Origin of the sequence: Cupriavidus campinensis, assembly GCF_905397395.1 — a bacterium.
Lineage (GTDB): Bacteria > Pseudomonadota > Gammaproteobacteria > Burkholderiales > Burkholderiaceae > Cupriavidus > Cupriavidus campinensis.
Genome location: NZ_CAJPVH010000001.1, coordinates 310,143 through 334,831, shown reverse-complemented (window position 1 = coordinate 334,831; position 24,689 = coordinate 310,143). Strand labels below are relative to the sequence as shown.

At 68.0% G+C, this 24,689-nt stretch carries 26 protein-coding genes and 1 riboswitch; of the genes, 11 read left to right on the top strand and 15 right to left on the bottom strand.

The window, feature by feature from the left end; genetic code table 11:
• Positions 1-10 precede the first annotated feature (10 nt).
• The 3 genes from KHO18_RS01485 to KHO18_RS01475 form a co-directional block, all read right to left on the bottom strand.
• Positions 11-1,117: an S-(hydroxymethyl)glutathione dehydrogenase/class III alcohol dehydrogenase gene (locus KHO18_RS01485; RefSeq protein ID WP_144198225.1), complete on the bottom strand. Its 1,107-nt coding sequence runs from the start codon at positions 1,115-1,117 to the stop codon at positions 11-13.
• A gap of 97 nt (positions 1,118-1,214) precedes the next feature.
• Entirely contained in the window at positions 1,215-2,573 is a 1,359-nt protein-coding gene (locus KHO18_RS01480) for an NTP/NDP exchange transporter (RefSeq protein ID WP_144198226.1), read from the bottom strand.
• A gap of 9 nt (positions 2,574-2,582) precedes the next feature.
• The gene (locus tag KHO18_RS01475) at positions 2,583-3,515 is read right to left on the bottom strand and encodes an aldo/keto reductase (protein ID WP_211942658.1); all 933 of its coding nucleotides are present in this window, start codon (positions 3,513-3,515) and stop codon (positions 2,583-2,585) included.
• A gap of 179 nt (positions 3,516-3,694) precedes the next feature.
• Between KHO18_RS01475 and KHO18_RS01470 the strand changes: the two genes are divergently transcribed.
• The 5 genes from KHO18_RS01470 (at position 3,695) to KHO18_RS01450 (ending at position 7,413) form a co-directional block, all read left to right on the top strand.
• Complete coding sequence (locus KHO18_RS01470; RefSeq protein ID WP_186296861.1) at positions 3,695-4,558, top strand: branched-chain amino acid ABC transporter permease; 864 nt, start codon at positions 3,695-3,697, stop codon at positions 4,556-4,558.
• Positions 4,555-5,577: a branched-chain amino acid ABC transporter permease gene (locus KHO18_RS01465; protein ID WP_211942657.1), complete on the top strand. Its 1,023-nt coding sequence runs from the start codon at positions 4,555-4,557 to the stop codon at positions 5,575-5,577. The genes KHO18_RS01470 and KHO18_RS01465 overlap by 4 nt, the downstream gene beginning before the upstream one ends.
• Positions 5,574-6,326, top strand: a complete 753-nt coding sequence (locus KHO18_RS01460) for an ABC transporter ATP-binding protein (RefSeq protein WP_144198230.1) — start codon at positions 5,574-5,576, stop codon at positions 6,324-6,326. The genes KHO18_RS01465 and KHO18_RS01460 overlap by 4 nt, the downstream gene beginning before the upstream one ends.
• Positions 6,319-7,023 carry an ABC transporter ATP-binding protein gene (locus KHO18_RS01455; protein WP_211942656.1) on the top strand — a complete coding sequence of 235 codons (705 nt, stop codon included), beginning with the start codon at positions 6,319-6,321 and terminating at the stop codon, positions 7,021-7,023. The genes KHO18_RS01460 and KHO18_RS01455 overlap by 8 nt, the downstream gene beginning before the upstream one ends.
• A gap of 102 nt (positions 7,024-7,125) precedes the next feature.
• Positions 7,126-7,413 carry a hypothetical protein gene (locus KHO18_RS01450; protein WP_144198232.1) on the top strand — a complete coding sequence of 96 codons (288 nt, stop codon included), beginning with the start codon at positions 7,126-7,128 and terminating at the stop codon, positions 7,411-7,413.
• Here KHO18_RS01450 and KHO18_RS01445 read toward each other — a convergent pair.
• The 7 genes from KHO18_RS01445 to KHO18_RS01415 form a co-directional block, all read right to left on the bottom strand.
• Positions 7,392-7,670 (bottom strand): c-type cytochrome, encoded by a 279-nt coding sequence (locus KHO18_RS01445; protein ID WP_211942676.1) that lies wholly within the window; start codon positions 7,668-7,670, stop codon positions 7,392-7,394. The genes KHO18_RS01450 and KHO18_RS01445 overlap by 22 nt on opposite strands.
• 38 nt (positions 7,671-7,708) lie before the next feature.
• Positions 7,709-8,971, bottom strand: coding sequence for a PQQ-dependent sugar dehydrogenase (locus KHO18_RS01440; protein WP_211942655.1), 1,263 nt, complete (start codon positions 8,969-8,971; stop codon positions 7,709-7,711).
• A gap of 123 nt (positions 8,972-9,094) precedes the next feature.
• The gene (locus KHO18_RS01435; protein WP_144198234.1) at positions 9,095-10,276 is read right to left on the bottom strand and encodes an ABC transporter substrate-binding protein; all 1,182 of its coding nucleotides are present in this window, start codon (positions 10,274-10,276) and stop codon (positions 9,095-9,097) included.
• Positions 10,277-10,401: 125 nt separating this feature from the next.
• Positions 10,402-11,763, bottom strand: a complete 1,362-nt coding sequence (locus KHO18_RS01430) for a GntP family permease (RefSeq protein ID WP_144198235.1) — start codon at positions 11,761-11,763, stop codon at positions 10,402-10,404.
• A 116-nt stretch (positions 11,764-11,879) separates the two neighbouring features.
• A complete protein-coding gene (locus KHO18_RS01425; RefSeq protein WP_144198236.1) occupies positions 11,880-12,272 on the bottom strand; it encodes a RidA family protein in 393 nt (130 codons plus the stop codon).
• Between the two features lie 44 nt (positions 12,273-12,316).
• Positions 12,317-13,780 (bottom strand): N-acyl-D-amino-acid deacylase family protein, encoded by a 1,464-nt coding sequence (locus tag KHO18_RS01420; protein WP_144198237.1) that lies wholly within the window; start codon positions 13,778-13,780, stop codon positions 12,317-12,319.
• A 2-nt stretch (positions 13,781-13,782) separates the two neighbouring features.
• Entirely contained in the window at positions 13,783-14,685 is a 903-nt protein-coding gene (locus KHO18_RS01415) for a MurR/RpiR family transcriptional regulator (protein ID WP_144198238.1), read from the bottom strand.
• Positions 14,686-14,811: 126 nt separating this feature from the next.
• Between KHO18_RS01415 and KHO18_RS01410 the strand changes: the two genes are divergently transcribed.
• The 3 genes from KHO18_RS01410 to KHO18_RS01400 are packed head-to-tail and all read left to right on the top strand — an operon-like array spanning position 14,812 to position 17,743.
• The gene (locus KHO18_RS01410; RefSeq protein WP_211942654.1) at positions 14,812-16,092 is read left to right on the top strand and encodes an amino acid deaminase; all 1,281 of its coding nucleotides are present in this window, start codon (positions 14,812-14,814) and stop codon (positions 16,090-16,092) included.
• 14 nt (positions 16,093-16,106) lie between these two features.
• Entirely contained in the window at positions 16,107-17,042 is a 936-nt protein-coding gene (locus KHO18_RS01405) for a sugar kinase (RefSeq protein ID WP_144198240.1), read from the top strand.
• A gap of 59 nt (positions 17,043-17,101) precedes the next feature.
• Entirely contained in the window at positions 17,102-17,743 is a 642-nt protein-coding gene (locus KHO18_RS01400) for a bifunctional 4-hydroxy-2-oxoglutarate aldolase/2-dehydro-3-deoxy-phosphogluconate aldolase (protein WP_144198241.1), read from the top strand.
• Positions 17,744-17,868: 125 nt separating this feature from the next.
• Here KHO18_RS01400 and KHO18_RS01395 read toward each other — a convergent pair whose 3' ends face one another.
• From KHO18_RS01395 to KHO18_RS01375, 5 genes are all read right to left on the bottom strand, one after another.
• Positions 17,869-18,000, bottom strand: a complete 132-nt coding sequence (locus KHO18_RS01395) for an entericidin A/B family lipoprotein (RefSeq protein ID WP_092296698.1) — start codon at positions 17,998-18,000, stop codon at positions 17,869-17,871.
• Positions 18,001-18,165: 165 nt separating this feature from the next.
• Positions 18,166-19,488, bottom strand: a complete 1,323-nt coding sequence (locus tag KHO18_RS01390; RefSeq protein ID WP_144198242.1) for a GGDEF domain-containing phosphodiesterase — start codon at positions 19,486-19,488, stop codon at positions 18,166-18,168.
• 375 nt (positions 19,489-19,863) lie between these two features.
• Entirely contained in the window at positions 19,864-21,177 is a 1,314-nt protein-coding gene (locus KHO18_RS01385; RefSeq protein ID WP_144198243.1) for a hemolysin family protein, read from the bottom strand.
• Between the two features lie 142 nt (positions 21,178-21,319).
• Positions 21,320-21,667 carry a HigA family addiction module antitoxin gene (locus KHO18_RS01380; protein ID WP_144198244.1) on the bottom strand — a complete coding sequence of 116 codons (348 nt, stop codon included), beginning with the start codon at positions 21,665-21,667 and terminating at the stop codon, positions 21,320-21,322.
• Positions 21,664-21,963 (bottom strand): type II toxin-antitoxin system RelE/ParE family toxin, encoded by a 300-nt coding sequence (locus KHO18_RS01375; RefSeq protein WP_144198245.1) that lies wholly within the window; start codon positions 21,961-21,963, stop codon positions 21,664-21,666. Before KHO18_RS01375 ends, KHO18_RS01380 begins: the two co-directional genes overlap by 4 nt.
• 177 nt (positions 21,964-22,140) lie before the next feature.
• Between KHO18_RS01375 and KHO18_RS01370 the strand changes: the two genes are divergently transcribed.
• From KHO18_RS01370 to KHO18_RS01360, 3 genes are all read left to right on the top strand, one after another.
• Positions 22,141-23,031 (top strand): helix-turn-helix domain-containing protein, encoded by an 891-nt coding sequence (locus KHO18_RS01370; protein WP_144198246.1) that lies wholly within the window; start codon positions 22,141-22,143, stop codon positions 23,029-23,031.
• A 79-nt stretch (positions 23,032-23,110) separates the two neighbouring features.
• Positions 23,111-23,278, top strand: a riboswitch (FMN riboswitch).
• A gap of 195 nt (positions 23,279-23,473) precedes the next feature.
• Complete coding sequence (gene ribB / locus KHO18_RS01365) at positions 23,474-24,106, top strand: 3,4-dihydroxy-2-butanone-4-phosphate synthase (protein ID WP_244844450.1); 633 nt, start codon at positions 23,474-23,476, stop codon at positions 24,104-24,106.
• 29 nt (positions 24,107-24,135) lie between these two features.
• Complete coding sequence (locus KHO18_RS01360) at positions 24,136-24,651, top strand: surface-adhesin E family protein (protein WP_377731798.1); 516 nt, start codon at positions 24,136-24,138, stop codon at positions 24,649-24,651.
• Positions 24,652-24,689: the final 38 nt, after the last annotated feature.

The following is a 24,689-nucleotide window of genomic DNA, read 5'->3' as shown; positions in this document are numbered from 1 at the left end:
TCGGTCTGCATCAGTACAGCACCACCGAGCGGATCGATTCGCCGCGCTTCATCAGGTCGAAGCCTTCGTTGATGCGGTCCAGCGGCAGCGTATGCGTGATCAGGTCGTCGATGTTGAGCTTGCCGTCCATGTACCAGTCGACGATCTTCGGCACGTCCGTGCGGCCGCGTGCGCCGCCGAACGCCGAACCCTTCCACTCGCGGCCCGTCACCAGCTGGAACGGGCGCGTCGAGATCTCCGCGCCGGCTTCCGCCACGCCGATGATGATCGACTTGCCCCAGCCCTTGTGGCAGCACTCCAGCGCCTGGCGCATGACCTGCGTGTTGCCGATGCACTCGAACGAGTAGTCGGCGCCGCCGTCGGTGAGCTGGACGATGTGGTCCACCACGTTCGGCACGTCCTTGGGGTTGACGAAGTGGGTCATGCCGAACTTGCGCGCCATCGCCTCGCGGCCCGGGTTCAGGTCCACGCCGATGATCTTGTCCGCGCCGACCATCTTGGCGGCCTGGATCACGTTCAGGCCGATGCCGCCGAGGCCGAATACCACCACATTGGCGCCGGCTTCCACCTTGGCCGTGAACAGCACGGCGCCCACGCCGGTCGTCACGCCGCAGCCGATGTAGCAGACCTTGTCGAACGGCGCGTCCGGGCGGATCTTGGCCAGCGCGATCTCCGGCACCACGATGTGGTTGGCGAAGGTGGACGTGCCCATGTAGTGGAAGATCGGCTTGCCGTCGATCGAGAAGCGCGAGGTGCCGTCCGGCATCAGGCCGCGTCCCTGCGTGGCGCGGATGGCCTGGCACAGGTTGGTCTTGCGCGACAGGCAGAACTTGCACTGGCGGCATTCCGGCGTGTAGAGGGGGATCACGTGGTCGCCCGGCTTGAGCGAGGTCACGCCCGGGCCCACGTCGGTGACGATGCCGGCGCCCTCATGGCCCAGGATGGCCGGGAAGATGCCTTCCGGATCGGCGCCTGACAGCGTGTAGTAATCGGTATGGCAGATGCCGGTGGCCTTGACTTCCACGAGCACCTCGCCGGCGCGCGGGCCGTCCAGGTCGACGTCTTCGATGGTCAGCGGGGCGCCGGCTTTCCAGGCGATGGCGGCTTTGGTCTTCATGGGGGCTCCTAGGCAAGCGTGTGGGGCGGCGCGCTTGGCGCGCGAACAGGTCACGACTATACGGCCATCGGCGGCGCGCGGCCAGACGGATGCTCGATTATCGGCCGCCCGGCGCGCCGCGTGCGAGCACGGTGGGCGCGTCCCCGGCGGGTGTCAGCTGGCCTTCGTGCCGCCGGCCCAGCCACCAGCCCAGCCAGGCCCACGCGATGGCCAGCACCGCGCCGGCCAGCGCCACGGAGGCGGGGTGGCCGGAGATGGCGTCGATGGCGGTGCGCACCCAGGCGCTCACCGCGTCGCCGGCGCGATAGACCGCCGTGTCGATAACGTTCTTGGCCTTGTACTTGGTTTCCGGGTCCACCACGGTGAACAGCATCTCGCGCCCGGGGCGCAGCAGCGCGTACTCGCCCACGCGCCGCACGATCATCACACCGGCCAGCACCGCGAAGGTCGGCCAGACCGCCAGCGCCAGGAAGCCGAGAGTCACCAGCACGGGCACGCCGGTCAGCAGCGCGGTCACGCCGTAGCGCCGCGCCACGCGGCCCGAGAAGAAGAGCTGGATGACGATGGTCAGCGCCTGCACCGTGGCATCGAGCGCACTGAAGACCTGCGTCTGCTGGGCGCGCGACGGATACGTGGCCGCAACGAGCTTGGCCTGCTCGAAGTACAGAAAGGTGCTCGCCGTGGCGAGCAGGATCACGAACACGCCAATGCCAAGCAGGTAGCGCGAGCGCGCCACGAGCACCAGCCCCGCCCAGAGCCCCCCGCCGACCGGCTCGGCCGGGTCTTGCCCGGCACCGGCACCGCCCACGCCCGCCATGCCAGCCCCCGCGCGGCGGCGCCAGCCGAACAGGAAGCCCACGCCCGGCAGCGTGGCGGCCAGCAGCGCCGCCGACAGCACCATCAGCCCCGTCAGCCCGATGCTTCCCACCAGCCAGCCACCCAGCAATGGACCGGCCAGCCCACCGGCGCTGGCACCCGCTGCCAGCAGCGCAAACAGCCGCTTGGCCTGGTCGGGACGGAACACATCGGCCATCAGGCTCCACGCCACCGATACCACGAACAGGTTGAAGACCGAGAGCCAGACATAGAACACGCGCGCCAGCCATACGTTGTCCGGCATCGCCCGCGTGGCGAAGGCAAAGCCGAGCAGGTTGGCGATGAAGAACGCGTAGACCCACGGCACGAATCGACGCCGGGGCAGCCACTTGCAGCAGGCGCCGTAGAACGGAATGGCCACCAGCATCACCACGAAGGTGGCGGTGAACAGCCATTGCAGGTTCTGCACGCCGCCGGCGATGCCCATGGTCTCGCGCACGGGCCGCAGCATGAAATAGCTGGCGAACAGGCAGAAGAAGAACAGGAAGCCCGCCACCACGGCGGGGGCCTCGCCGGGGCGCATGCCGAAGCCGCGTTGCAGCGGCCGGGCGGTGTCAGGTAGAGGCGGGGGCGCAGCCATGGCCGGCGCTCAGGCCAGCGCAGCGGCAATGCGGGCCCGCTCGCGCGTATCGGGCATGCGGCCGAACGCCGCGCTGAGGTTATCGGCCATATTGCGCGGCTTGGACGTGGCCGGGATAGCCGCCGTCACGGCCGGGTGGCTGACCACGAACTTCAGGAAGAGCTGGCCCCACGTGGTGCAGTCCACCTCGCCGGCCCAGTCGGGCACCGGCTTGCCTTTCACCGCGCTGAACAGCCGCCCATCCTGGAACGGCCGGTTGATCAGCACCGCCACGCCGCGCTCCTCGCACAGCGGCAGCAGCGTCTTCTCGGCGTTGCGCTCGCCCACCGAGTAGTTGATCTGGAGGAAATCCATCTTTTCGTGCCGAAGGATCTGCGCCAGGGTGTCGTGCGAGTCTTCCCGATAGTGGGTGATGCCGATGTAGCGTGTCTTGCCGGCTTCCTTCTGCTGGCGCAGCCAGCGCAGGTTGTTCTGCCAGTCGATCAGGTTATGCACCTGCAGCAAATCCACGCTTTCCACGTGGAGATCGGACAGCGAGCGGGCGAACTGCGCCGGCACCTGCGCCACGCTGGTGGAAATCTTGGTCGCCAGGAACACCCGCTGGCGGGCCTTGGCCGCCTGCAGGAGGTCGCCGGTGACGGCTTCCGCGCTGCCGTAGCTGGGCGCGGTGTCCACCACCGCGCCGGGAATGCGCTGCAGCAACAGCGCCATGACCTCGGTGAGCGGGGTGCGCTCGTCGGCGCCGGTGCCCACGTTGAAGGTATCCGCCGTGCCCATGCCGATGACCGGCAACTGCACGTTGGTGCCCGGGATCTTGCGCCGCATCGGCGCCTCCACGGTGGCGGCATGAGCGGCTGCATGCGCGGCGGCCAGGGCAGGGGTGGCCGGCAAGGCGGCCAGCGTGGCGGAAAATCCCAGGAAGGTGCGGCGGTCGATCGGCATGGCAATGTCCCTCGCGGTCGGGTTTCAGGACGTTAGCGCGTGGCCGGGGCGATGTAAACCAGACAACGCGCCAGACAACCCCGCGAAACCCGGCGCGGGCGGGTGGGGCCCGATTGCAAAAAAGCGGCGCACACTGAACAATCCGGCGGCAACCCTGAAAACGGAGGACAACCCCGGTGATCGCGAGTTTCCTTGGCGTGCTGTTCGACGGCCTGGCGTACGGCAGCCTGCTGTTCCTGATCAGCATTGGCCTGTCCGTGACCATGGGGCTGATGAACTTCGTCAACCTGGCTCATGGCGCCTTTGCCATGCTCGGCGGCTATGTGGCCGTGGTGCTGATGAACCGCGCCGGCGTGCCGTTCCTGGCGGCGCTGCCGCTGGCCTTCCTGGGGGCGGCGGCGGTGGGCTGGGGGCTGGAGCGCACGCTCTATCGGCGCCTGTACCAGGCCAGCCACCTCGACCAGGTACTGTTCTCCATCGGCCTGACCTTCATGGCGATGGCTGGCGCCACGTGGCTGTTCGGCCCCGGCCAGCAGCCGGTGGCGCTTCCTGAGTGGCTGATCGGGCAGGTGCAGGTGGCCGGGATCGACCTGGGCGCCTATCGGCTGTTCCTGATCGGTGTGGTGGTGGTGATCACGCTGGCGCTGGGGTGGCTGGTGGCGCGTACGCGCTTCGGGGCGCAGGTGCGGGCGGCGGTGGATCACCAGCAGGCCGCGCGCGGCCTCGGCATCAACGTGGAGCGGGTATTCAGCCTCACGTTCGCGCTCGGCTCCGGGCTGGCGGGTCTTGGCGGCGGGCTGGGCATCGACGTGCTCGGGCTCGATCCAGCCTTCCCGCTCAAGTACATGGTGTATTTCCTGCTGGTGGTGGCCGTGGGCGGCGCCGGCTCCATCCGCGGCTCGCTGCTCGCGGCGATCGTGCTCGGCGTGGCGGACGTGGCCGGCAAGTACTACGTGCCGGCGGTGGGCGCGTTCGTGATCTACGCGATGATGGTGGTGCTGCTGGTGGCCTTCCCGGCCGGGCTGTTCGGGAGGCGCGCATGAAATCCGTGCTGCGTACCGATCGCGCCGCCCAGCCGGCGGCCGCCCTGCGCCACCGCCTGCCCGATGGCCGCTGGCATCCGGCCGAAATCGTCTTCTGGCTTGTGCCGGTGGCGGTCTTCTTCCTGCTGCCTGACTACCTGATCCTCGGCAGCCAGATCCTGATTACCGGCCTGTTCGCGCTGTCGCTGGACCTGATCCTCGGCTATGCCGGCATTGTCTCGCTCGGCCACGCGGCCTTCTTCGGGCTGGGCGCCTATACGGCGGGCCTGCTGGGCGCGCATGGCTGGGGCGAGCCAATTTCCGGCCTGCTGGCCGCCGGCGCCGTGGCCGGGCTGGCGGGCTGGCTGTGCAGCTTCCTGGTGGTGCGCGGCGGCGACCTGACCCGGCTGATGGTCACGCTCGGCATTGGCCTGATGCTGTTCGAGGCCGCCAACAAGGCCGCCTTCCTGACTGGCGGGGTCGATGGGCTGTCCGGCGTGACCATGGGCAAGGTGCTCGGGCTGTTCGAATTCGACCTGTTCGGCAAGACTGCCTATATATATAGCCTCGTGGTGACCTTCCTGCTGTTCGTGGCGGTGCGCCGCATCGTCGCGTCGCCGTTCGGGCTGTCGCTGCGCGCCGTGCGCGAGGGCGTGCGGCGCATGCCGGCGCTGGGCGCCAACGTGCCGCGCCGGCTCGGGGCGGTGTTCGCGGTGTCGGCGGCGGTGGCTGGGGTGGCCGGTGGCCTGCTGGCCCAGACCACGCAGTTCGTCGGGCTCGACGTGCTGGGCTTCCCGCGTTCGGCCGAGCTGCTGGTCATGCTGGTGCTCGGCGGCACGGGCCGGCTCTATGGCGCGCTGGTCGGCGCGGCGCTGTTCATGATCGCGCAGGACGTGCTGGCCGGCATCAACCCGGTCTACTGGCAGTTCTGGATCGGCCTGCTGCTGGTGCTGATGGTGCTGTTCGCCAAGGGCGGCGTGATGGGCGCGGCCAGCGCCATCGCGGGCCGGTTGCGGCGGGGCCGGGGGGCGGCACCATGACGGCCATGCTCCGCACGGCAGGGCTCGGCAAGACCTGGGGCGCCTTCGCCGCCAATAGCGACATCTCGCTCAGTTTCGCGCCGGGCGCACGCCACGCGCTGATCGGCCCGAACGGCGCCGGCAAGACCACCTTCATCAACCTGCTGACCGGGGCGTTGCCGCCCTCGGCGGGGCGGATCTGGCTGGGCGGCCAGGACATCACCGCGCTGCCCCAGCACGCCCGCGTGCGGCTGGGCATGACGCGCACGTTCCAGATCAACACGCTGTTCCCGGGGCTGACGGTGCTCGAATCGGTGGTGCTGGCGGTGGCCGAGCGCACCGGGGCGGCACGCATCTGGGCACACACGGTGGCCTCCCAGACGGCCCTCGTGGACGAGGCCATGGCGGTGCTGGCCATGCTGCGGCTGGACGCCGATGCCGACGTGGAGACCCGCCAACTGCCCTACGGCAAGCAGCGGCTGCTGGAGATGGCGCTGGCGCTGGCCACGCGGCCGTCGATCCTGCTGCTGGACGAACCTGCCGCCGGCATTCCCACGGGCGAGAGCGCGGAGCTGTTCGCGGTCATCGCCGGCCTGCCGCGCGACATCACCATCGTCTTTATCGAGCACGACATGGACCTGGTGTTCCGCTTCGCCGAGCGCATCACGGTGCTGGTGGCGGGCCGCGTGCTGACCGAGGGCACGCCGGCTGAAATCGCCGCCGACCCGCGTGTGCGCGAGGTGTACCTGGGGGAGGCCGCCCATGACTGACTTGCTGCGGATGGAGGGCGTCAGCGCGGGCTACGGCGATGCGCTGGTGCTGGACGGCATCGACCTGACGCTCGCCGCCGGCGACAGCCTGGCGCTGCTGGGCCGCAACGGCGTGGGCAAGACCACGCTGCTGGCCACGCTGATGGGCTTCACGCGGCTGCGCGGCGGGCGGCTGCACTGGCAGGGGCGCGACCTTGCCCGCATGGCGCCACACCGGCGTGCGCAGGGCGGTATCGGCTGGGTGCCGCAGGAGCGCTGGGTGTTTCCGTCGCTGACCGTGGCCGAACACCTGAGCGCCGTGGCGCGCCCCGGGCCGTGGGACATCCCCCGCGTTTTTCAGGTTTTTCCGAGGCTTGAGGAGCGCCGGAAGAACCTCGGCAACCAGTTGTCCGGCGGGGAACAGCAGATGCTGGCGATTGCGCGCGCGCTGATGGTCAATCCGTCGCTGCTGCTGCTGGATGAGCCGATGGAAGGGCTGGCGCCGATCATCGTGCAGGAACTGCGGCGGGTGATTGCCGGGCTGATCGCGGACAGCGGCATGGCGGTGATCGTGGTGGAACAGCACGCCCGGCTGGCGCTGGCGATGACGCAGCGCGCGGTGGTGCTCGACCGGGGGCGCGTGGTGCATGCCGGCGAGAGCGCCGCGCTGCTGGCGGACCGGGCGCTGCTGGACCGGCTGGTCAGCGTGGCGGCGTAGGACTGGTCCGATCGCTTTTCAGAAACGTCTCATATCGCTGGGCCAGTTTCATTCCCAGAATGCATGGATCGGAATCATCCGCTCAGCCAGAAGGAGATCGCCATGCAAAAACCAAGACCCGCCGCCCGCACGTCCATTACACCCGGCATGTTGGGGACACCGGGGTTTCCCGGGCCGATGGCGCCGTCGGCCCCCGCGCTGCGTCAGCTGGAGCGTATACAGGAAGCATTGGGGGTGATGTCGGCGGCGCTGGATAACGCGGCCTCGCCGGACTTCGGCAACGCCGGCGCCGCGCTGATCATGCGGCTGATCCGGCGCGAGGCGGCGTCAGCCATCTCGGTGCTGTCGCCGCCGAAGGCACGCTCCGGTCACGGCTTCAAGCCGCTGTAGAACGCCGCGAGGTTGGCGATGTCCTTGTCGGTCAGCGGCTTGGCCATCAGGTTCATCATCTCGTCCTTGCGCGCGCCGGTCTTGTAGTCCTTGAGCGCCTTCACCAGGTAGGTCTCGTTCTGGCCGGCCAGGTGCGGCGCCTCGGGCAGCTTCGACTTGCCGTCCAGGCCATGGCAGGCCTGGCACTGCAGCGCGCGGGCCCTGCCGGCCTGGGCGTCCGCAGCCATGGCCGGCGGCCCGGCCATGGCCACGGTCATTCCCAGCAAGGCGGCGATTGTCAGGGAACCCTGTCGCGTCACTTGGCCCCCGCGTAGGAGATGCGGTAGATCGCCCCGGCGTAGTCATCGGACACCAGCAGCGAGCCGTCCTGCAACTGCTGCACGTCCACCGGGCGGCCCATGTACTCGCCGTTGGCCGTCAGCCAGCCTTCGGCGAAGACCTCGGTGGCGCCGACCGAGCCGTCGGCGTTGACCGGCGTGTACACCACCCGGGCGCCAATCGGCTTGGTGCGGTTCCAGGAGCCATGCTCGGCCGCAAACACGCCGTTCTGGTACTTGGCCGGGAACATCTTGCCGGTATAGAACGACATGCCGAGGTCGGCCGCGTGGGCGGCGTACTCCACCACCGGGAAGACGGCGTCTGCCGGCGGCTTGGCGTCCTTGTACTCGACCGTGCGGACCTTGCCGCCGCCATACCACGGGAAGCCGAAGTTCTGGCCCGCCTTGGTGGCCCGGTTCAGCTCGCCGGGGGGCTGGTCGTCGCCCATGCCGTCCACCTGGTTATCGGTGAACCAGAGCATCTTGTCGACCGGGCTGAAGTCCAGGCCCACGGAGTTACGCACGCCATGGGCATAGACCTCGCGGTTCTTGCCGTCCTGGTCGATCCGGATGATGCCGCCGACGCCATTCCTGTCGAGGGCGGCCAGCTTGTCCTTGGGCGGCACGTTCCACGGCTGGCCGAGGGCGACGTAGAGCTTCTTGTCCGGGCCGATGCGGCAGGCGCGCGCGCCGTGGTTGAAGCTCTCGAACTCGGTCGGGACCAGCTTGCCCTGCGGCACGACCACGCCGACAGCCACGTCCGGGCCGCCCTCGCCGAAGAACTGGGCGGCGGGGAACGCCAGAACGCGGTTCTGCTCGGCCACGTAGAGGATGCCGTCCGGGGAGAAACAGACGCCATTGGGCACCTTGAACGAGACGGAACTGGCGAACTGCACCACGTCGTCCGCCACACGGCGCTTGTTGCGGTCCGTCACCTGCCAGACCTTGGTCTTGCGCGTGCCGACGAAGACCACCCCCGTGGACGGCTCCACCGCCATGTGGCGGGCCTCGGGCACCACCGCGTACAGCTCGATCTTGAAGCCCTGCGGCAGCTTGATCGTCTTGAGGTTCTCGCGGATGGCATCAGCGCGCGCGCCGGTCTGCGGCACGGTTTCCGGCGTGGCGGTGCCGGTCGGCTTGAAGCTTTGTAGCTTCTGGAGGTTGTCGGGGGCGGCCATGGCAGGTGCCAGGGCCAGGAACATCGCGGCGGCGGCCGCGGAAGATATGGCAGTCCTGATCATTTTGTCGTCTCCGGAGTTCTTCTTGTGTGCATCAAACAGCTTAGGTCAAGAATCGGCACCCGCGTCATGCACTTTCTTGACGACGCAATAAAAGATTTTCAGGGCGGCCGCCGCCGGGCCGGCTTATTTGCCGGAGTCCTTCACCCCGTCGAATTTGTCGAACTCGACGTTGTAAAGCTCCCCGTTGACCTTTTCCACCTTGCGGATGTAAACGGTCTGCACCACGTCGCGGGTGGCCGGGTCGATGGTGATGGCGCCGCGCGGGCTCTGGATCTTCATGCCCTTGAGCGCCGCCAGGAACTTGTCGCCGTCCGTGGCGCCTCCGGTCTTCTTCAGGGCCTCGTAGATGGCCGCCATGCCGTCAAAGGCGGCCACGGCCATGAAGTTGGGCCGGCCGGCGCCCGGGTTGGCCTCGGCAAACGCCTTCAGGAACGCCTTGTTTTCCTTCGAATCATGGGCGGCGGAGTAGTGGAACGAGGTGATCACGCCCAGCGTGGCGTCGCCCATGGCCGGCAGCACATGGTCGTCGGTCAGGTCGCCCGTGGCAATCACGCGGATGCCGGCGGCGGCCAGCCCGCGCTCCCGGAAGCCCTTCATGAACGCCACGCCTTGTTCGCCGGCGGGCAGGAACAGGAATACGGCTTCGGGCCTGGCGTCCTTGATGCGCTGGATGAACGGCGCGAACTCGGGGTTGCGCAGCGGCACGCGGATCGACTCGAGAATCTGCCCGCCGCCGCCCAGGAAGTTGGTCTTGAACGCGGTTTCGGCGTCGATGCCGGGCGCGTAGTCCGCCACCAGCGTGACCACCTTGCGGATGTTGTTGCGCACCGCCCAGGTCGCCATCGGCGCCGAGATCTGCGGCAGCGTCATCGAGACCCGCGCGATGTAGTTCGACTTGGTGGTAATGACGGAGGAGGCCGCGTTGAAGATCACCATCGGCTTTTTCGCCTGCTCGGCGATGGGGGCCACGGCCAGCGCCTCGGGCGTGAGGCCGAAGCCGGCCAGGATGTCCACCTTGTCGCGTACCACCAGTTCCTGGGCCAGGCGCTTGGCCACGTCCGGCACCGGGCCGGTGGTGTCCTTGAGGATGACTTCGACCTTGCGGCCGCCCACGGTGTCGCCGTGGAGCTTCTGCCAGGCCTTCACGCCGCCTTCCATCTGCTTGCCGTAGTCGGCAAAGCTGCCCGAGAACGGGGCGATCAGCCCGATCTTGACCGGATCGGCGGCAAAGCTGGAAGCGGGGAATGCCAGGACGGCGAGGGCGCCGCACGCCAGGACGGCGCGCCGCAGCGGGGTGAAGGTCATCGAAGTCTCCCGAAAGTGCGGTACTAGGCGGCCGCATCGAACGGGAGTGTAGGGGGGAGGGCGGCTGTGCGCAATCCCGTGTTTTGCTCCCCCTCCCGCAGGCGGGAGAGGGGGAAAACCAAGGCTCAGACCACCGTTGCCAGGGCCAGCGTCAGCCCCAGCGCGACCACCGAGATGATGGTCTCGCAGACCGACCAGGTCTTGAACGTCTGCGCCACGGACATGTTGAAGTACTCCTTCACCAGCCAGAAGCCGCCGTCGTTCACGTGCGAGAGGATCAGCGACCCGGCGCCCGTGGAGAGCACCAGCAGTTCCGGGCGGGTGCCCGGCACGCTGGCAGCGATCGGGGCGACGATGCCGGCCGCCGTGGTCATGGCCACCGTGGCCGAACCCGTGGCGATACGGATCATCACCGCCACCAGCCAGCCCAGCACCAGCACGGACACGTGGGCGCTGGTCGCCACGTCCACGATGGACGTGGAGATGCCCGAGTCGCGCAGGATGCGGCCAAAGCCGCCGCCGGCGCCCACCACCAGCGTGATGATGGCCGTGGGGGCCACGCACTCGTTGGTGAACTTCAGGATCGTCTCGCGGCTGAAGCCGCGCGCCTTGCCGAAGGTGTAGAAACTGACCAGTGCGGCGATCAGCAGCGCCATCACCGAGTTGCCGATCAGCTTCAGGAAGTCGTTGGCGAAGGTCTTCGGCGTGGTGAACAGGTCGGCCCAGCTACCGATCAGCATCAGCATCACCGGCAGCAGGATGGTGAACACCGTGATGCCGAAGCTCGGCAGGGCGTGCGTGGCCTTGACGCCTTCGTCTTCCTCGGTGAACTGCACGGCCAGCGGGTTCACATCGGGCAGCTTCACGTAGCGGTCCATCAGCTTGGCGAACAGCGGGCCGGCGATGGCTGCCGTGGGAATGCCCACGATCAGCGCGTACATGATGGTCTTGCCGATGTCGGCGCCATAGGCCGTCACGGCCAGCAGCGCGGCCGGGTGGGGCGGGATCAGCCCGTGCACCACGGACAGGCCGGCCACCATCGGAATGCCCACCAGCACCATCGAGGTACCGGTGCGCTTGGCCACGTTGAAGGCAATCGGTACCAGCAGCACGAAGCCCACCTCGAAGAACACCGGCAGGCCGACGATGAACGCGATGGTCACCATGGCCCAGTGCACGTTCTTCTCGCCGAAGAAGTCGATCAGCGTCAGCGCGATGCGCTCGGCGCCGCCCGACTCGGCCATCATCTTGCCGAGCATGGTGCCCAGCCCGATCACCAGCGCGATGTGGCCCAGCGTGCCGCCCACGCCGGCCTCGAACGACTTGATGATGTCGCCCATCGGCATGCCCACGGCAAAGCCGAGCGCGACGGACACCACCACCAGCGTGATGAACGGGTTGAGCTTGAACCTGGCGATCAGTATGACCAGCGCGATCACGGCGATCAGCGCATAGACCAGGAGTGTGGTTCCTGTTACGGCACCCATATTGTCTCCTTGCGCGGGTGCCGTCCGGAGGACGGTCCGCTTCCGCTATGAAAAGGCCGCTATTCCTGTGGGGCTTAGCGGCCGGGTTGAAAAATCGGTTGGCTCACCGTGCGGGCTTATGCCGCGGGTTTCTTGTAGGCAATGCAGTCCACTTCGACCTTGCAGTCCACCACCATGCTGGACTGCACGCAGGCGCGGGCCGGCGGGTTGGCGCCGAAGTATTCCTTGAAGATCTTGTTGAACGAGGTGAAGTCGCGGGCGTCGTCCAGCCAGACGCCGCAGCGCACCACGTGCTCGGTGCCGTAGCCGGCCTCGGCCAGGATCGCCAGCACGTTCTTGATGGCCTGGTGGCTCTGCGCCACGATGCCGCCGTCGATGACTTCGCCGCCCACCATCGGCACCTGGCCGGATACGTAGAGCCAGCCGTCGGCGGCTACCGCGCGGGCGAAGGGCATGTGCGAGCCGCCCTGGCCCGTGCCGCCTTCCACGCCGAAACGCTTGATGTCCATGAAAACTCCTGTTTGCTATTGATGAAAGGGATCAGGCCGTGGGATCAGGCCGTGGCGCGGCTGCCGCGCGGCAGGAAGCGGCCGGCGCGCACGCCGGTAGCCGCGCGCTGCTGCCAGGACAGCGCGCCGTTGACCCAGACCGCCGCGATGCCCTCGGCGGGCTGCATCGGGTCGGTGAAGCTGGCAGCGTCGCGGATCGTAGCCGCGTCGAACAGCACCAGGTCCGCCCAGTAGCCTTCGCGCACGAAGCCGCGTTCGGTCAGCCCGAAGCGCTCGGCGGAGAGGCCGGTCATCTTGTTGACGGCCACGGTCAGCGGAAACAGCTCGCGGTCACGCGCGTAGTGACCCAGCACGCGCGGGAACGCGCCCCAGAGGCGCGGATGCGGCAGCGGGTCATTGGGCAGGCCGTCGGAGCCGACCACCGTGGCCGGATGGCGCAGGATGCGGTCCACATCGGCATCTTCCATGCAGTGATAGACCGCCCCGGCCGGTTGCAGGCGGCGCGCGGCTTCCAACAGGTCGACGTTCCACTCGGCGGCGATGTCGGCCAGCAGGCGGCCGCCCATGGCCGGGTGCGACTCCGACCACGTGACCTGGATGTCGAAATCGCTGGTCACCTGCTTGAGATCTAGGGTGGACGAACTGGCCGTGTACGGATAGCAGTCGCAGCCGACCGGCTGCCAGCGCTGGGCGCCTTCCAGCGCGTCCAACACCTCGCCGCTGCGGCCCCAGTTGGGCACGCCGGCGCATTTCAGGTGGGAGATGACCACGGGCACGCGGGCGTGACGGCCGATGCGGAAGGCTTCGTCCATGGCGTCCAGGATCTCGGCGAACTCGCTGCGCAGGTGGGTGGCGTAGAGCGCGCCGGCGTCTGCGAGCGGCTCGGCCAGGGCGAGGACTTCCTCGGTGGGCGCGCAGAACGCGTTGGCGTAGGCCAGCCCGGTGGAGAGGCCCAGGGCGCCGTGGGCCAGGGCCTCCTCGAGCTGCGCGCGCATCGCGGCGGTTTCGTCGGGGGTGGCGGCGCGGTCGAGCCGGTCCATATGGTTGCTGCGCAGGGCCGTGTGGCCGACCAGCGCGGCCACGTTGACGGCGGGCTGTGCCGCGTTGACGGCCTCGACGTAGGCCTGGAAGTTCGGGTAGCAGAACGCCTCGGCGCGGCCCAGCAGGTTCATCGGATCGGGCGGATCGCCCGCCAGCGTGACCGGCGCGGCGCTGATGCCGCAGTTGCCAACGATCACCGTCGTCACGCCCTGCGAGATCTTCGGCGTCATCTCGGGCTGGCGGACCACGTTGGTGTCGTCGTGCGTGTGGACGTCGATAAAACCGGGCGCGAGCACCATCCCGTGGCCTTCCACCACGTGGGAAGCGGTGTCCGGGTCGATGGCGCCGGGGGCGTCGATGCGCGTGATGCGGCCGTCGCGGATGCCCACGTCGGCCAGCCGGGGCGCGGCGCCCGAGCCGTCGATCAGGCTTACGAGGCGGATCAGGGTGTCGAACAGGTGTGGCATGGTCAGTCTCCCAGCGGCTGGCGGCTGTCCGGCCCGTCGCTGTCCTGGCTCACGCCGCGATGGGCGTCGAGCACGTATTTGAGGCGGCGCAGCTTCTCGGCGCTCTGTTCCTGCGTCAGCAGGGCCAGGCGCGTGGCGAGCACGTCGAGCACTAGCAGCATTGCGTAGCGCGAGGCCGAAGGCTTGAAGATGAAATCCGTCTCCAGCGAGCGCACGGGCAGCAGCACATCGGCACGCGCCGCCAGCGGCGAGCCGAGTGCCGTCACGGCGATCAGGCGGGCGCCGTACTCGCGCGCAATGTCGCAACTGGCCAGCATCTCGGGCATGTTGCCGCTGGCGGAGAAGGCCAGGATTACGTCGTCGCGCGTCAGCGTGGCCGCCACCATTTTCTGGAGGACCGCGTCCTGATAGCTGGCCACGGGGTGCCCGAGCCGCGCCAGCCGGTAGCGCGCCTCGTCGGCCATGAAGGTCGAGCCGCCACCCATGCCAAAAGCGTAGACCATGCGCGCGTCCAGCAACAGCCGTGCGGCAATGCCAATGCGTTCCGGGTCGATCAGTTTGCGATTGACCTCCAGCGTGTTGATGACATCGGCGTGAATGCTCTCCGCCAGCGACGCCGGCGTGCCGGGCTCCGCCAGCGGCACCGGCTGCAGGAAGCGCGAGCCCACGGCGGTGGCCTGGGCCAGCCGCAGCTTCAGGTCGCGCACATCGCGGCAGCCGATGGCCTTGGCGAAGCGCGTGACACTGGCCTCGCTCACCGCCGCCTTGCGCGCCAGTTCATTGATGCTGGCCGCCGCCGCGCCGGCCAGGTCTTCCAGGATCACCTGGGCCACCTTCTGCTCGGCCAGACGCAGCGCGGGGCCGCGTTCGGCAATGCGGGTCAGGATGTCGAAAGGCGCGGTCATGGCGGGCGGATGGGCGCCGCCTGGCAGGGGTGCCGGGCGACGCATGTTACTTTATAACAAGGATGAAATATCGTAGTTTCAAGGCTATGATTACGTCAATCAGAATTTTTGCGGGGCGATGACAGCATGCGTGAGACAAAGTATCAGGGGGAATACCAAGCCGGGATCATCGATCCGCTGAACAAGGCGCTGGGCCGGATGGACACGCCGCTGGCCCCGGAAAATGCGGGCCAGGTGGGCTGGAACCTGTTGTCCGAGGACCTCAGCCTGCCGGCCGCTGTGCTCTATGAGGAACGTCTTGCGCACAACCTCACGTGGATGCGCCGCTTCATGGGTGAATATGGCGTGCAGTTGGCGCCCCATGGCAAGACCACCATGGCGCCCAAGCTGTTTGCGCGGCAGTTGCTGGAAGGTGCCTGGGGCATCACCCTGGCTACCGCCCACCAGACCGCCGCCGCCGCTGCGCATGGCGTGAAACGCGTGCTGATGGCCAACCAGCTGGTCGGCCGCCGCAATATGGAGATCGTGGCAGACCTGCTGCGCGATCCGTCCTTCGAATTCTTCTCGCTCGTCGATTCGGCAGATCTCGTCGATCAGCTAGGCGCGTTCTTCCGCGCGCGTGGCCAGAAGCTCCAGGTATTGGTGGAACTGGGCGTGGAGGGCGGCCGTACCGGCGTGCGTGACGCCGCCCAGCAGCAGGCCGTGATGGACGCGCTGGCGCGCTGGCCCGATGCGCTCTCCCTGGCCGGCGTGGAAGTCTACGAAGGCGTGCTCCAGCACGAGGCCGACATCCGCGCCTTCCTGCAGCGCACCGTGGCCGTGACGCGCCAGCTGGCCGCCGAAGGCCGCTTCAGCCGCAGCCCGGTGGTCATGTCTGGCGCCGGCTCGGCCTGGTATGACGTGGTGGCCGAGGAGTTCTCGCGCACCGATATCGGCGCCCCCATCGACATCGTGCTGCGCCCCGGCTGCTACCTGACCCACGACGTGGGCATCTACCGCGCCGCGCAGACCCGCATCCTGGCCAACAACCCCGTGGCGCAACAGATGCGCGAGGGGCTGCTGCCCGCGCTGCAGCTGTGGGCTTATGTGCAGTCGATTCCCGAGCCGACGCGCGCGATCATCGGCATGGGCAAGCGTGACGCCGCGTTCGACGCCGGCATGCCGATACCCGCGCGGCTGTACCGGCCCGGCGCGGACGCCCCGGTGGACACCCCGGCGCACTGGCAGGTCACCGGCATGATGGACCAGCACGCCTATTTGCAGATCGAGGCTGGCGACGATGTGCGCGTCGGGGATATGATTGCCTTCGACATCTCGCATCCCTGCCTGACGTTCGACAAGTGGCGGCACATCCCCGTGCTGGACGGCCAGTTGCGCGTCATCGACATCGTGCAGACGTTCTTCTGAGGGAGACCTGCGACATGAGCATCGATATTCTTGCCTACGGCGAGCCGCTGGTCGAATTCAACCAGCAGCCTGACGACGCCAGCCGCTACCTGCAAGGCTTCGGCGGCGATACCTCGAACTTCTGCATCGCCGCCGCACGGCAGGGCGCCACCACCGGCTACATCAGCGCGGTGGGCGCCGATAGCTTTGGCGAGCGCCTGCTGGCACTGTGGACCACGGAGCGCGTGGATACCCGCCATGTCAGCGTGAACGCGGCGGCGCCCACGGGCGTGTACTTCGTTTCGCACGACAGCCACGGCCATCGTTTCGACTACCTGCGCGAGGGCTCGGCCGCGAGCCGCTATCACCATGACCAGCTGCCGCTGGCGGCAATTGCCCAGGCGCGCTTCCTGCACCTGTCCGGCATCAGCCTGGCCATCAGCACCAGCGCCTGTGACGCCGGGCTGGCCGCGATGGAGCACGCGCGCAAGGGCGGCACGCAGGTGTCGCTCGATACCAACCTGCGGCTGCGGCTGTGGTCGCTGGCCCGCGCGCGCGGCATCATGCGCGAGGCGTTTTCGCTGACCGACGTCTGCCTGCCGAGCTGGGACGACATCACCGTGCTCACGGGGCTCGATGACCGCGACGCCATCGTCGATTACCTGCTCGGCTGCGGCATCAGCCTCGTGGCGCTGAAGCTGGGCGAGGAGGGCAGCTACGTGGCCACGCCCGAGGCGCGCTCGCTGGTGCCGCCGTACCCGGTGCGGCCGCTCGACGCGACCGGCGCCGGCGACTGCTTCGGCGGCAGCTTCATCGCCCGGCTGGCTGTGGGCGCCGATCCGTTCGACGCCGCACGCTACGCCAATGTGGCGGCGGCGCTGTCTACCACGGGCTATGGCGCGGTCGCGCCGATCCCGAGCGCCGAGACCGTACAGGCGCGCCTGGAGCAATCCGTGTCGGTGATTGCCTGACTGGAACCAGACGGGCGTGTTCTGCCCCTCAATATTTGCCACCCAACATCGGGACTGTCATGCCAAATCAACCTTCCCCGCTGCTAGAACGACTTGTCAATGTGCCGGTGATTCCGGTGCTGGAATACCACTCGGTGGACGACGCCCTGCACGTCAGCGAGGCGCTGGTCGCTGGTGGCCTGCCGCTGCTGGAGATCACGCTGCGCACGCCGGTGGCGCTGGAGGCCATCCAGGCCGTGGCCAAGGCGCTGCCGCAGGCCGTGGTGGGCGCCGGTACGGTGCTGACCGTGGAGCAGCTTCACGCCGTGCGCGACGCCGGCGCCCAGTTCGCGGTATCGCCCGGCCTGACACAAAAGCTGGCCGATGGCGCGCAGGGCGCGGGCATCACGCTGTTGCCGGGCGTGGCCACCGCCAGCGAGGCCATGGCGGCGCTGGAATCCGGTTTCACCTTCCTGAAGTTCTTCCCGGCCGAGGCGGCCGGCGGCGTGCCGATGCTGAAGTCGCTGTACGGACCGCTGGCGCAGCTGAAGTTCTGCCCGACCGGCGGCATCGACATCGTCAAGGCCCAGCACTACCTGGCCCTGCCGAACGTGGTGTGCGTGGGCGGCTCGTGGGTCGTGCCGAAGGACGCCGTGGCCGCCAAGGACTGGGGCCGCATCCGCAAGCTTGCCGAGGAAGCCGCGCGGCTCTGCAAGGGCTGATCGCCCGGTCGCTGGAAAGCGGGGAGTAAAAAATACAAAGCCGGCCGGGAATTCATTCCCGGCCGGCTTTTTTTGGCCCTCGAGGCGCCAGCTACGGCGCCCCGGCGGCAGAGCGCCGGAGAGCGTTACTTCGCCTTTTCAGCGGAGTTTTCGAGTTTCTGACCGCCCTTCTGCACGTCCTGGCCGACGCCGGCCATGGTGTTGCAACCTGCCAGCAGGGTGGCACACAGTACGCACCAGATCCATCCTTTTTTCACGAGTGGCTCCTTTAGGGATAGTGAGAAGTGGGCACATTCTACCGTCGCCCCCACCGATCCCGATGCAGGATGTGTGCCAATTTGTAAGTAGGAAAACGCTGACAAACGGGCTGACAAAGAGGCTGACAAAGGGGCTGACAAACGGGCCATCGGCGCTGTCCGCGATCAGGGTCTCAGGCTGGGGCCGAGGAGTTGCCGCGCGCGGTTCACGATGGCCGCGTGGGTCTGTGCCAGCCAGTGCGCAGGGAACGGCTGCGCCAGCAGGTAGCCCTGGACGCTGTCGCAACCCCAGGCGCGCACGGCCTCCAGCTGGACGCGCGTCTCCACGCCCTTGGCACAGACCGGCACGCCATGCGCGTGGGCCAGCACGCATGCCGCGCGCAGGTGTGCGGCGATGTCGCCGCTGCGGGTCGCGTGCCCCAGATGGCGCGCATCGAGCGTGATCACATCGGGCCGGGTGCTTTCCAGCGCGCGCAGGCTTGCCGCATTATCAGTGAAGTCGCTGAGGGCCATGCCGATGCCGGTGTCATGCAGCAGCGCTGCCTTGCGGGCGGTCTCCGGGCTGTCCGGCACGATGCTCACCGGCACTTCCACGCAGAGCCGGCCCGGGCCGACGCCATAGGCGTCGACGGCACGCCGCAGCATGTCGATGGTGCCGGGTGACTGCAACTGCGAGCTTGACGCCAGCAGCGTGAAGGGCACTGGCGCCACGGCCTCCGTGGCCCGCATCAGGGGCAGCAGTTGCTGGAGAATCCATTGCCCCAGTTCATCCATCATGCCCAGCGCCTCGGCGGCGGGCAGGAAATCCTGTGGTCCAATGCGGCCCAGCACCGCGTGCTGCCAGCGCAGCCGCACGGTGTAGGCGACGATCTCGGCGGTGGAAAGCAAGGCGCGGGGTTGCAGATGCAGGCTCAGTTCCCCACGGGCGATGGCATGGGGCAGGGCGGCGAGCAGCGGCGCCATACGCGGCGGCGTGGGCAGGTCGGCGCGGCCAACGCCATCGCCGCCGCGCCGGTTGATCTGCAGCATGGCGTCGAAGGCCTGCTGCAGGTTGCGTTCGGTGGCGCTGTCCGGGTGATCCATCGCCGCGCCGATGCTGCAAGACAGAAACAATTCGAAACCATCTACCAGATAAGGCCGGCCCAGCACGGCCGCAATCGTCATGCTCAGGCAGCCGGGGTCGTCCGTGCCTTCGGGGAGCACGCAGGCAACGCCGAGGTCGGCCGGGCCCAGCCATTGCATCACGGCCGGCATGGTGGCGAGGCTGGCCACCCGCGACTTGATCTCCGCGCGCAGCCGGTTGGCGCGCGCCGGGCCGAGGGTGTCGCAGGCATGCTGGAAGCGGTCGAGGCGGATGACCAGCACGGCCAGCGGATGGGCCGTGCCGACCTGCGCGCGGTGCTCGTCCAGCGCGGCGATGAACGCCGCCGGCTGGACGGCGCGGTTGCCGTCCATGGCGGGTGGCGTGTCGTGAGTGCCCGCGCTCATCAGTGACTCGCGGCGCCGTAGAGGCCGAGGCGGACATCAGCCATGGGCGATACCCGTTTTGCGTTCCCGTTCATGCATTCCATCTTTCGGGGCGCTCTGTTGGCGCCGCTCGATTTTGTTTAGCGACTGCGTAGTACTGCGGATGCTGCAAGGCAGATCATACGGCAGCCACGCAGAACTAGGAGAACGGCTATGTACACGTGCGCTGCGCGTAACAACGATGTTTGATTTCGCACAACGAATCCAATGTCGCTACAAATGTCGTCTTGACCATTGAGCAGGAAACGCGTTAGGGCGCGGGTCATAAAAAACGGACGCATGAGCGTCCGTTTCGTGGGTGGCCGGGTGGGACCGGGCGGGGCCCAGGCGGGGCCGTCAGCCGGTGGTTTCAGGCTCCGGGCCTTCCTCCGGCGGCACCTGGGAGGCCAGCACCTTGTCGATGCGCTTGCCGTCCATGTCGATGATCTCGAACTTCCAGTCGCCCCACTGCACGCTGTCGGTGGTCTGCGGCAGGCGGCCGAGCAGCAAGAGCAACATGCCGGACAGCGTGTGGTAGCGCTCCTTGTCTTCCTCGGGCACGGCGCGCAGGCCCAGGCGGTCCTTGAATTCCGGCACCGGGATCATGCCGTCCAGCAGCCACGAGCCATCGTCGCGCTGCACGGCCCACTCGCCACCTGCCTCATCGGGCTTGAACTCGCCGGTAATGGCCTCGATCAGGTCCTGCAGCGTGACCAAACCCAGCACCTCGCCGTATTCGTCGATCACGAAGGCGATCTGGCCGCCGGACGCACGGAAATTCTCGAGCAGCTCCATGCCGGTGACGCTCTCCGGCACGAACACGGCCGGCTGGAGCACCGCCGTCAGCTCGGCACGCTCGCCACGCAGGCGGCGGGCCAGCAGCTGACGCGCGCTGACCACGCCCAGAATGTCGTGCATCCCCCCCCGGACCACGGGAAAGCGCGAGTGGTCCGATTCCTCGATCCGGCGCAGGTTCTCTTCCTCGGAAAGGCCAACGTCCAGATAGACCACATCGCCGCGCGGCACCATCAGCGAGGCCAGCTGGCGATCATCGAGCCGGAACACGTTGCGCACCATCGTGTGCTCGTGACGCTCGATGACACCGGCCTCCGAGCCTTCCACAAGCAGCGCGTGGATCTCTTCTTCGGTCACGGCCGGGCCGCGATCCGTCTTGACGCCGAGCAACCGCAGCACCAGGCGCGTGGAGCCGCCCAGCAGCTTGACGAACGGCGTGGATGCCGTGGCAAGGAACGAGATCGGGCGTGCCACCGCGCGCGCGATGGCCTCCGGCGCCAGCTGGCCGAGCCGCTTGGGCACCAGTTCGCCCAGGACAATAGAGAAATAGGTCAGTCCGGCCACCACGATGGCCGTGGCGGTATAGCCGGCCGATGGCTGCGACAGGCCCAGGCCTGCGAGCCATTCGCCGAGCGGCGCCGCCAGCGTGGATTCCCCGACCACGCCGTTCAGCACGCCGATGGAGGTAATGCCGATCTGGACGGTGGACAGGAACCGCGTGGGGTCCTCTCCGAGCTTGACGGCCTCTATCGCGCCACGGTCGCCGTTTTCAATCTGCCGCTGCAGCCGGGCCTTGCGGGCCGTGACGAGCGCGATTTCGGACATGGCGAACAGGCCGTTAAGCAGAATGAGCGCCAGTAATATGGCTATTTCCATCAGGGTGCGCGCCCTACGCGCGCGGGTATTGAAAAGTCAAAGCATACCATCTGCATGTGACTGGACCACTGCGCGGTGGCGCTTACGTCACAAGGTAATGGTGCGTCCGGTGGACGGTTTTGCACGGCATCGCAAGCACGGATCATGCCGTCAGCGGCTGGATTTCCCGGTCGATCTTCTCGCCGGCCTTCTCCTGGGCGATGCGCAGGTCGTACCCGGCCTGGAGATTGGCCCAGAACTGTGGCGTCGTGCCGAAATAACGCGCGAGCCGCAACGCGGTTTCGGGCGAGATGGCGCGCCGCCCGCGCACGACGTCATTGATGCGCGGTGCCGGCACGCGCAGGGCAATGGCCAGCGCATTGGCCGAGAGCCCATGCGGGGCCATGAAGTCCTGGCGCAGGATCTCGCCCGGATGCACCGGCGCGAGGGGTTCGCCGGTTTCGACGTCACTGGCATCGAGGCGCGGCAGGTCTTCACGCTTGATGGTCATGCTGGCTCCGGTTGTCGGTGATAGTCCGCGATGTCGACGTCCCATGCTTCGCCGTTCTGGAAACGGAAGCAGATGCGCCACTGGTTGTGAATCTGGATGCTCCATTGCCCGCGCCGCACGCCGCGCAGTGCCTCCAGCCGGTTCGCCGGCGGCGCCTGCATGTCTGTCAGCGAGGCCGCTGCGTCCAACAGGCCGAGCTTCCTGAATGCCGTGGCCTGAATGTGCCGCGGCAGGGTGCTGACGTACCGGCCGCAGAACACTGCCGCCGTGGCTTTGTTGGCGAAGGTCCGGATCATGAATGTCGATGGTATAACGTATTGCATTAAATGGCCAGCATCAAAGATGAGGGTGAGCCGTCATCCTAGGAAACCGCGGGGCATTGCGACATGGGACGAATCTGAAAACTTTTTGAATCACGATGATTACCTCGGAGGTAGTCGCCACGCTTCCCGGTCCATGCTGTAATGCCTGCCATGGAACCCCTCACGCCCGGCTCCGAAGCCGCCCTCGATTTCCCCGGCCTGCTGCGCTACTGGCGCGGCAGGCGCGGCTACAGCCAGCTCGCGCTGTCGCTAGCGGCCGGTGTGTCGCAGCGCCATATCAGCTTTCTGGAGTCGGGCCGGGCGCGGCCCAGCCGCGAGATGGTGCTGGCGCTGGCAGACCGCCTCGCCGTGCCGCTGCGCCAGCGCAACCGGCTGCTGCTGGCGAGCGGCTTCGCGCCGGCCTATAGCGAACACGCGCTGGCGGCGCCGCCCCTGCACATGGTGCGGCAGGCCATCGCCCTGATTCTGAGCAAGCAGGAGCCTTATCCTGCCGTGGTGCTGGACCGGTTCTGGAACCTGGTTGACGCCAACGTCGCGTACCGGCGCATGTTCGGCACGCTGCTGGCGGGGCGCCAGCCTGTTTCGCTCGATGAGGACGGCCGGCGCATCAACCTGATGCTGACCGTGTTCGATCCGGACGGCCTCTGGCCGATGATCGAGAACGCGCAGCAGGTGGGCCGTTACCTTGTGCGCCGGGTCTGGCAGGCCTTGCAGGCGCAGGCGCACGACGAGGTGGCGCATGAGATGTTTCGCCGTATCGCCGCATGGCATCCGGACATGGTCGGGCCCGGCGGCGAGCTGCTTGTGGACGAGGATGACGCCGAGGCGGACGGGGCGCCGCCGCCCGTCCTGCCCGTGATCGTCCAGGCCGGGCGGTTCCGCGCCTCGCTGTTCTCCACCCTGACCACGCTGGGCATTCCGCAGGACGTCACGCTGGAGGAGTTGCGCATCGAGTGCTTCTTCCCGGCCGACGAGGCCACCCGCGCCGTGTTCGAATCATTGGCCGGTACCCCCGCGCCCGCGAGCGCGCTCGAATCGTAGTTCAGCCAGAATCGCACGCTCGTGCTAAGATCGCCGGGCCGTTGTGGCAGTGCGGAAAACGCCTGCCGCCACGGCGTCGTTACGTCTTCAGGGCGGGGTGAAAGTCCCCACCGGCGGTATGTTGCCAGCGTCGTGCATCGATGGCGCCTGGCGGTGAGCCCGCGAGCGCCCGCATTCCCGTGCGGGGTCAGCAGACCTGGTGAGAGGCCAGGGCCGACGGTCAGAGTCCGGATGAAAGAAGATGGGCGAAATCCGCAAGCCTGCCTTGCGCGCGTGGACACGTCCGCCCGCGCGGCGGAGCGTCGTCGTATTTTTGCGGGTTTCGCTGATCCACCCTGAAACGCCCACTGATCCCTATATATGGAGCGTTTCAATGCTGCACCACAACGAAGTCAATCTCCCGAACGCCAATTCCAACGTCAATCCCGCCGCCAGCCTCGCCATGGCCGATGCCGATCCGCGCCCGCTGGCCGAGCGCATCGCGCACGCGCTCGAGGCCATGCGTGAGGGCCGTCCCGTCGTGCTGCTCGATGACGACGACCGCGAGAACGAGGCGGACCTGATCCTCGCCGCCGAGCGCCTGACCACGGCCAATATGGCGATGATGATCCGCGAATGCAGCGGCATCGTCTGCCTGTGCCTGACCGAGACCAAGGTCCGCGAACTCGGGCTGCGGCCGATGGTGGAGAACAACCGGAGCCAGTACGGCACCGCCTTCACCGTGTCGATCGAGGCGCGCGAGGGCGTGACCACCGGCGTGAGCGCCGCCGACCGCATCACCACCATCCGCGCGGCCATCGCCGAGGATGCCGGCACGGACGCCGTGGTGAGCCCCGGCCACGTGTTCCCGCTCGTGGCCCGCGATGGCGGCGTGCTGGTGCGGCGCGGTCATACCGAGGGCTCGGTGGACCTCGCGCGGATGGCTGGGCTCTCGCCGGCGGCGGTGCTCTGCGAGCTGATGAACCCGGACGGCACCATGGCGCGCCGCCCCGAGGCACTGGCGTTTGCGGAGATGTACCAGTTGCCGGTGCTGACCATCGAAGACCTCGCCGCCTGGCGTGAAATCAACGGTTGACGGCCCCGGGGCGGCCTCGCTATGCGACAATGCGGGCTGTTTTTTCCCGTCATGACGAGGGCTCCCCGATGTCTCTTCGCGCGTTTCTCCCGCGGATTTCGCGATTTCCCCGATTTCTCGCACGCCTGACCGTACTGGCCGGCGCGTGCTTCAGCCTGACCGCCCACGCCGGCGGGCAGGCCGACCCGGCCCCGCCTGACCCCCAACGCTGGGTGCCGGTGACGGGCGCCACGGGCATGATCTCCTACTTCGATCAGACGGCCGTGCGCCGTCGCGGCCCCGAGGTGGGCGTCGTGCTGATGCATAACGCCCCCACGGGCGGGGTGATCCGCACCGCCAGCGGCGACGCCATTCGCTCCTCGCTGAAGCGGATGGTGCTCAACTGCGCCACGTCGATGTTCGCGGTGGTGGAGCAGACCCTCTACAGCAAGCGCTACGCGCGCGGCGATTCGCTCTACACGATCCGCGCCCCGCAGACGGGCATGCCCCAGCCGATTTCCGCCGGCACCCTCGCCGGGGAGCTGATGAGCCGGCTCTGCCGCTGAGGCCAATCGCCACGGGCTCAGACCGCCCGCCACGACTG

What these genes read in the sequence shown, in the direction of transcription:
- KHO18_RS01485 (WP_144198225.1), bottom strand. Translation starts at nt 1,117, where the DNA reads ATGAAGACCAAAGCCGCCATCGCCTGGAAAGCCGGCGCCCCGCTGACC.
- KHO18_RS01480 (WP_144198226.1), bottom strand. Translation starts at nt 2,573, where the DNA reads ATGGCTGCGCCCCCGCCTCTACCTGACACCGCCCGGCCGCTGCAACGC.
- KHO18_RS01475 (WP_211942658.1), bottom strand. Translation starts at nt 3,515, where the DNA reads ATGCCGATCGACCGCCGCACCTTCCTGGGATTTTCCGCCACGCTGGCC.
- KHO18_RS01465 (WP_211942657.1), top strand. Translation starts at nt 4,555, where the DNA reads ATGAAATCCGTGCTGCGTACCGATCGCGCCGCCCAGCCGGCGGCCGCC.
- KHO18_RS01460 (WP_144198230.1), top strand. Translation starts at nt 5,574, where the DNA reads ATGACGGCCATGCTCCGCACGGCAGGGCTCGGCAAGACCTGGGGCGCC.
- KHO18_RS01455 (WP_211942656.1), top strand. Translation starts at nt 6,319, where the DNA reads ATGACTGACTTGCTGCGGATGGAGGGCGTCAGCGCGGGCTACGGCGAT.
- KHO18_RS01450 (WP_144198232.1), top strand. Translation starts at nt 7,126, where the DNA reads ATGCAAAAACCAAGACCCGCCGCCCGCACGTCCATTACACCCGGCATG.
- KHO18_RS01445 (WP_211942676.1), bottom strand. Translation starts at nt 7,670, where the DNA reads ATGACCGTGGCCATGGCCGGGCCGCCGGCCATGGCTGCGGACGCCCAG.
- KHO18_RS01440 (WP_211942655.1), bottom strand. Translation starts at nt 8,971, where the DNA reads ATGATCAGGACTGCCATATCTTCCGCGGCCGCCGCCGCGATGTTCCTG.
- KHO18_RS01435 (WP_144198234.1), bottom strand. Translation starts at nt 10,276, where the DNA reads ATGACCTTCACCCCGCTGCGGCGCGCCGTCCTGGCGTGCGGCGCCCTC.
- KHO18_RS01430 (WP_144198235.1), bottom strand. Translation starts at nt 11,763, where the DNA reads ATGGGTGCCGTAACAGGAACCACACTCCTGGTCTATGCGCTGATCGCC.
- KHO18_RS01425 (WP_144198236.1), bottom strand. Translation starts at nt 12,272, where the DNA reads ATGGACATCAAGCGTTTCGGCGTGGAAGGCGGCACGGGCCAGGGCGGC.
- KHO18_RS01420 (WP_144198237.1), bottom strand. Translation starts at nt 13,780, where the DNA reads ATGCCACACCTGTTCGACACCCTGATCCGCCTCGTAAGCCTGATCGAC.
- KHO18_RS01415 (WP_144198238.1), bottom strand. Translation starts at nt 14,685, where the DNA reads ATGACCGCGCCTTTCGACATCCTGACCCGCATTGCCGAACGCGGCCCC.
- KHO18_RS01410 (WP_211942654.1), top strand. Translation starts at nt 14,812, where the DNA reads ATGCGTGAGACAAAGTATCAGGGGGAATACCAAGCCGGGATCATCGAT.
- KHO18_RS01405 (WP_144198240.1), top strand. Translation starts at nt 16,107, where the DNA reads ATGAGCATCGATATTCTTGCCTACGGCGAGCCGCTGGTCGAATTCAAC.
- KHO18_RS01400 (WP_144198241.1), top strand. Translation starts at nt 17,102, where the DNA reads ATGCCAAATCAACCTTCCCCGCTGCTAGAACGACTTGTCAATGTGCCG.
- KHO18_RS01390 (WP_144198242.1), bottom strand. Translation starts at nt 19,488, where the DNA reads ATGAGCGCGGGCACTCACGACACGCCACCCGCCATGGACGGCAACCGC.
- KHO18_RS01385 (WP_144198243.1), bottom strand. Translation starts at nt 21,177, where the DNA reads ATGGAAATAGCCATATTACTGGCGCTCATTCTGCTTAACGGCCTGTTC.
- KHO18_RS01380 (WP_144198244.1), bottom strand. Translation starts at nt 21,667, where the DNA reads ATGACCATCAAGCGTGAAGACCTGCCGCGCCTCGATGCCAGTGACGTC.
- KHO18_RS01375 (WP_144198245.1), bottom strand. Translation starts at nt 21,963, where the DNA reads ATGATCCGGACCTTCGCCAACAAAGCCACGGCGGCAGTGTTCTGCGGC.
- KHO18_RS01370 (WP_144198246.1), top strand. Translation starts at nt 22,141, where the DNA reads ATGGAACCCCTCACGCCCGGCTCCGAAGCCGCCCTCGATTTCCCCGGC.
- ribB (WP_244844450.1), top strand. Translation starts at nt 23,474, where the DNA reads ATGGCCGATGCCGATCCGCGCCCGCTGGCCGAGCGCATCGCGCACGCG.
- KHO18_RS01360 (WP_377731798.1), top strand. Translation starts at nt 24,136, where the DNA reads ATGCGGGCTGTTTTTTCCCGTCATGACGAGGGCTCCCCGATGTCTCTT.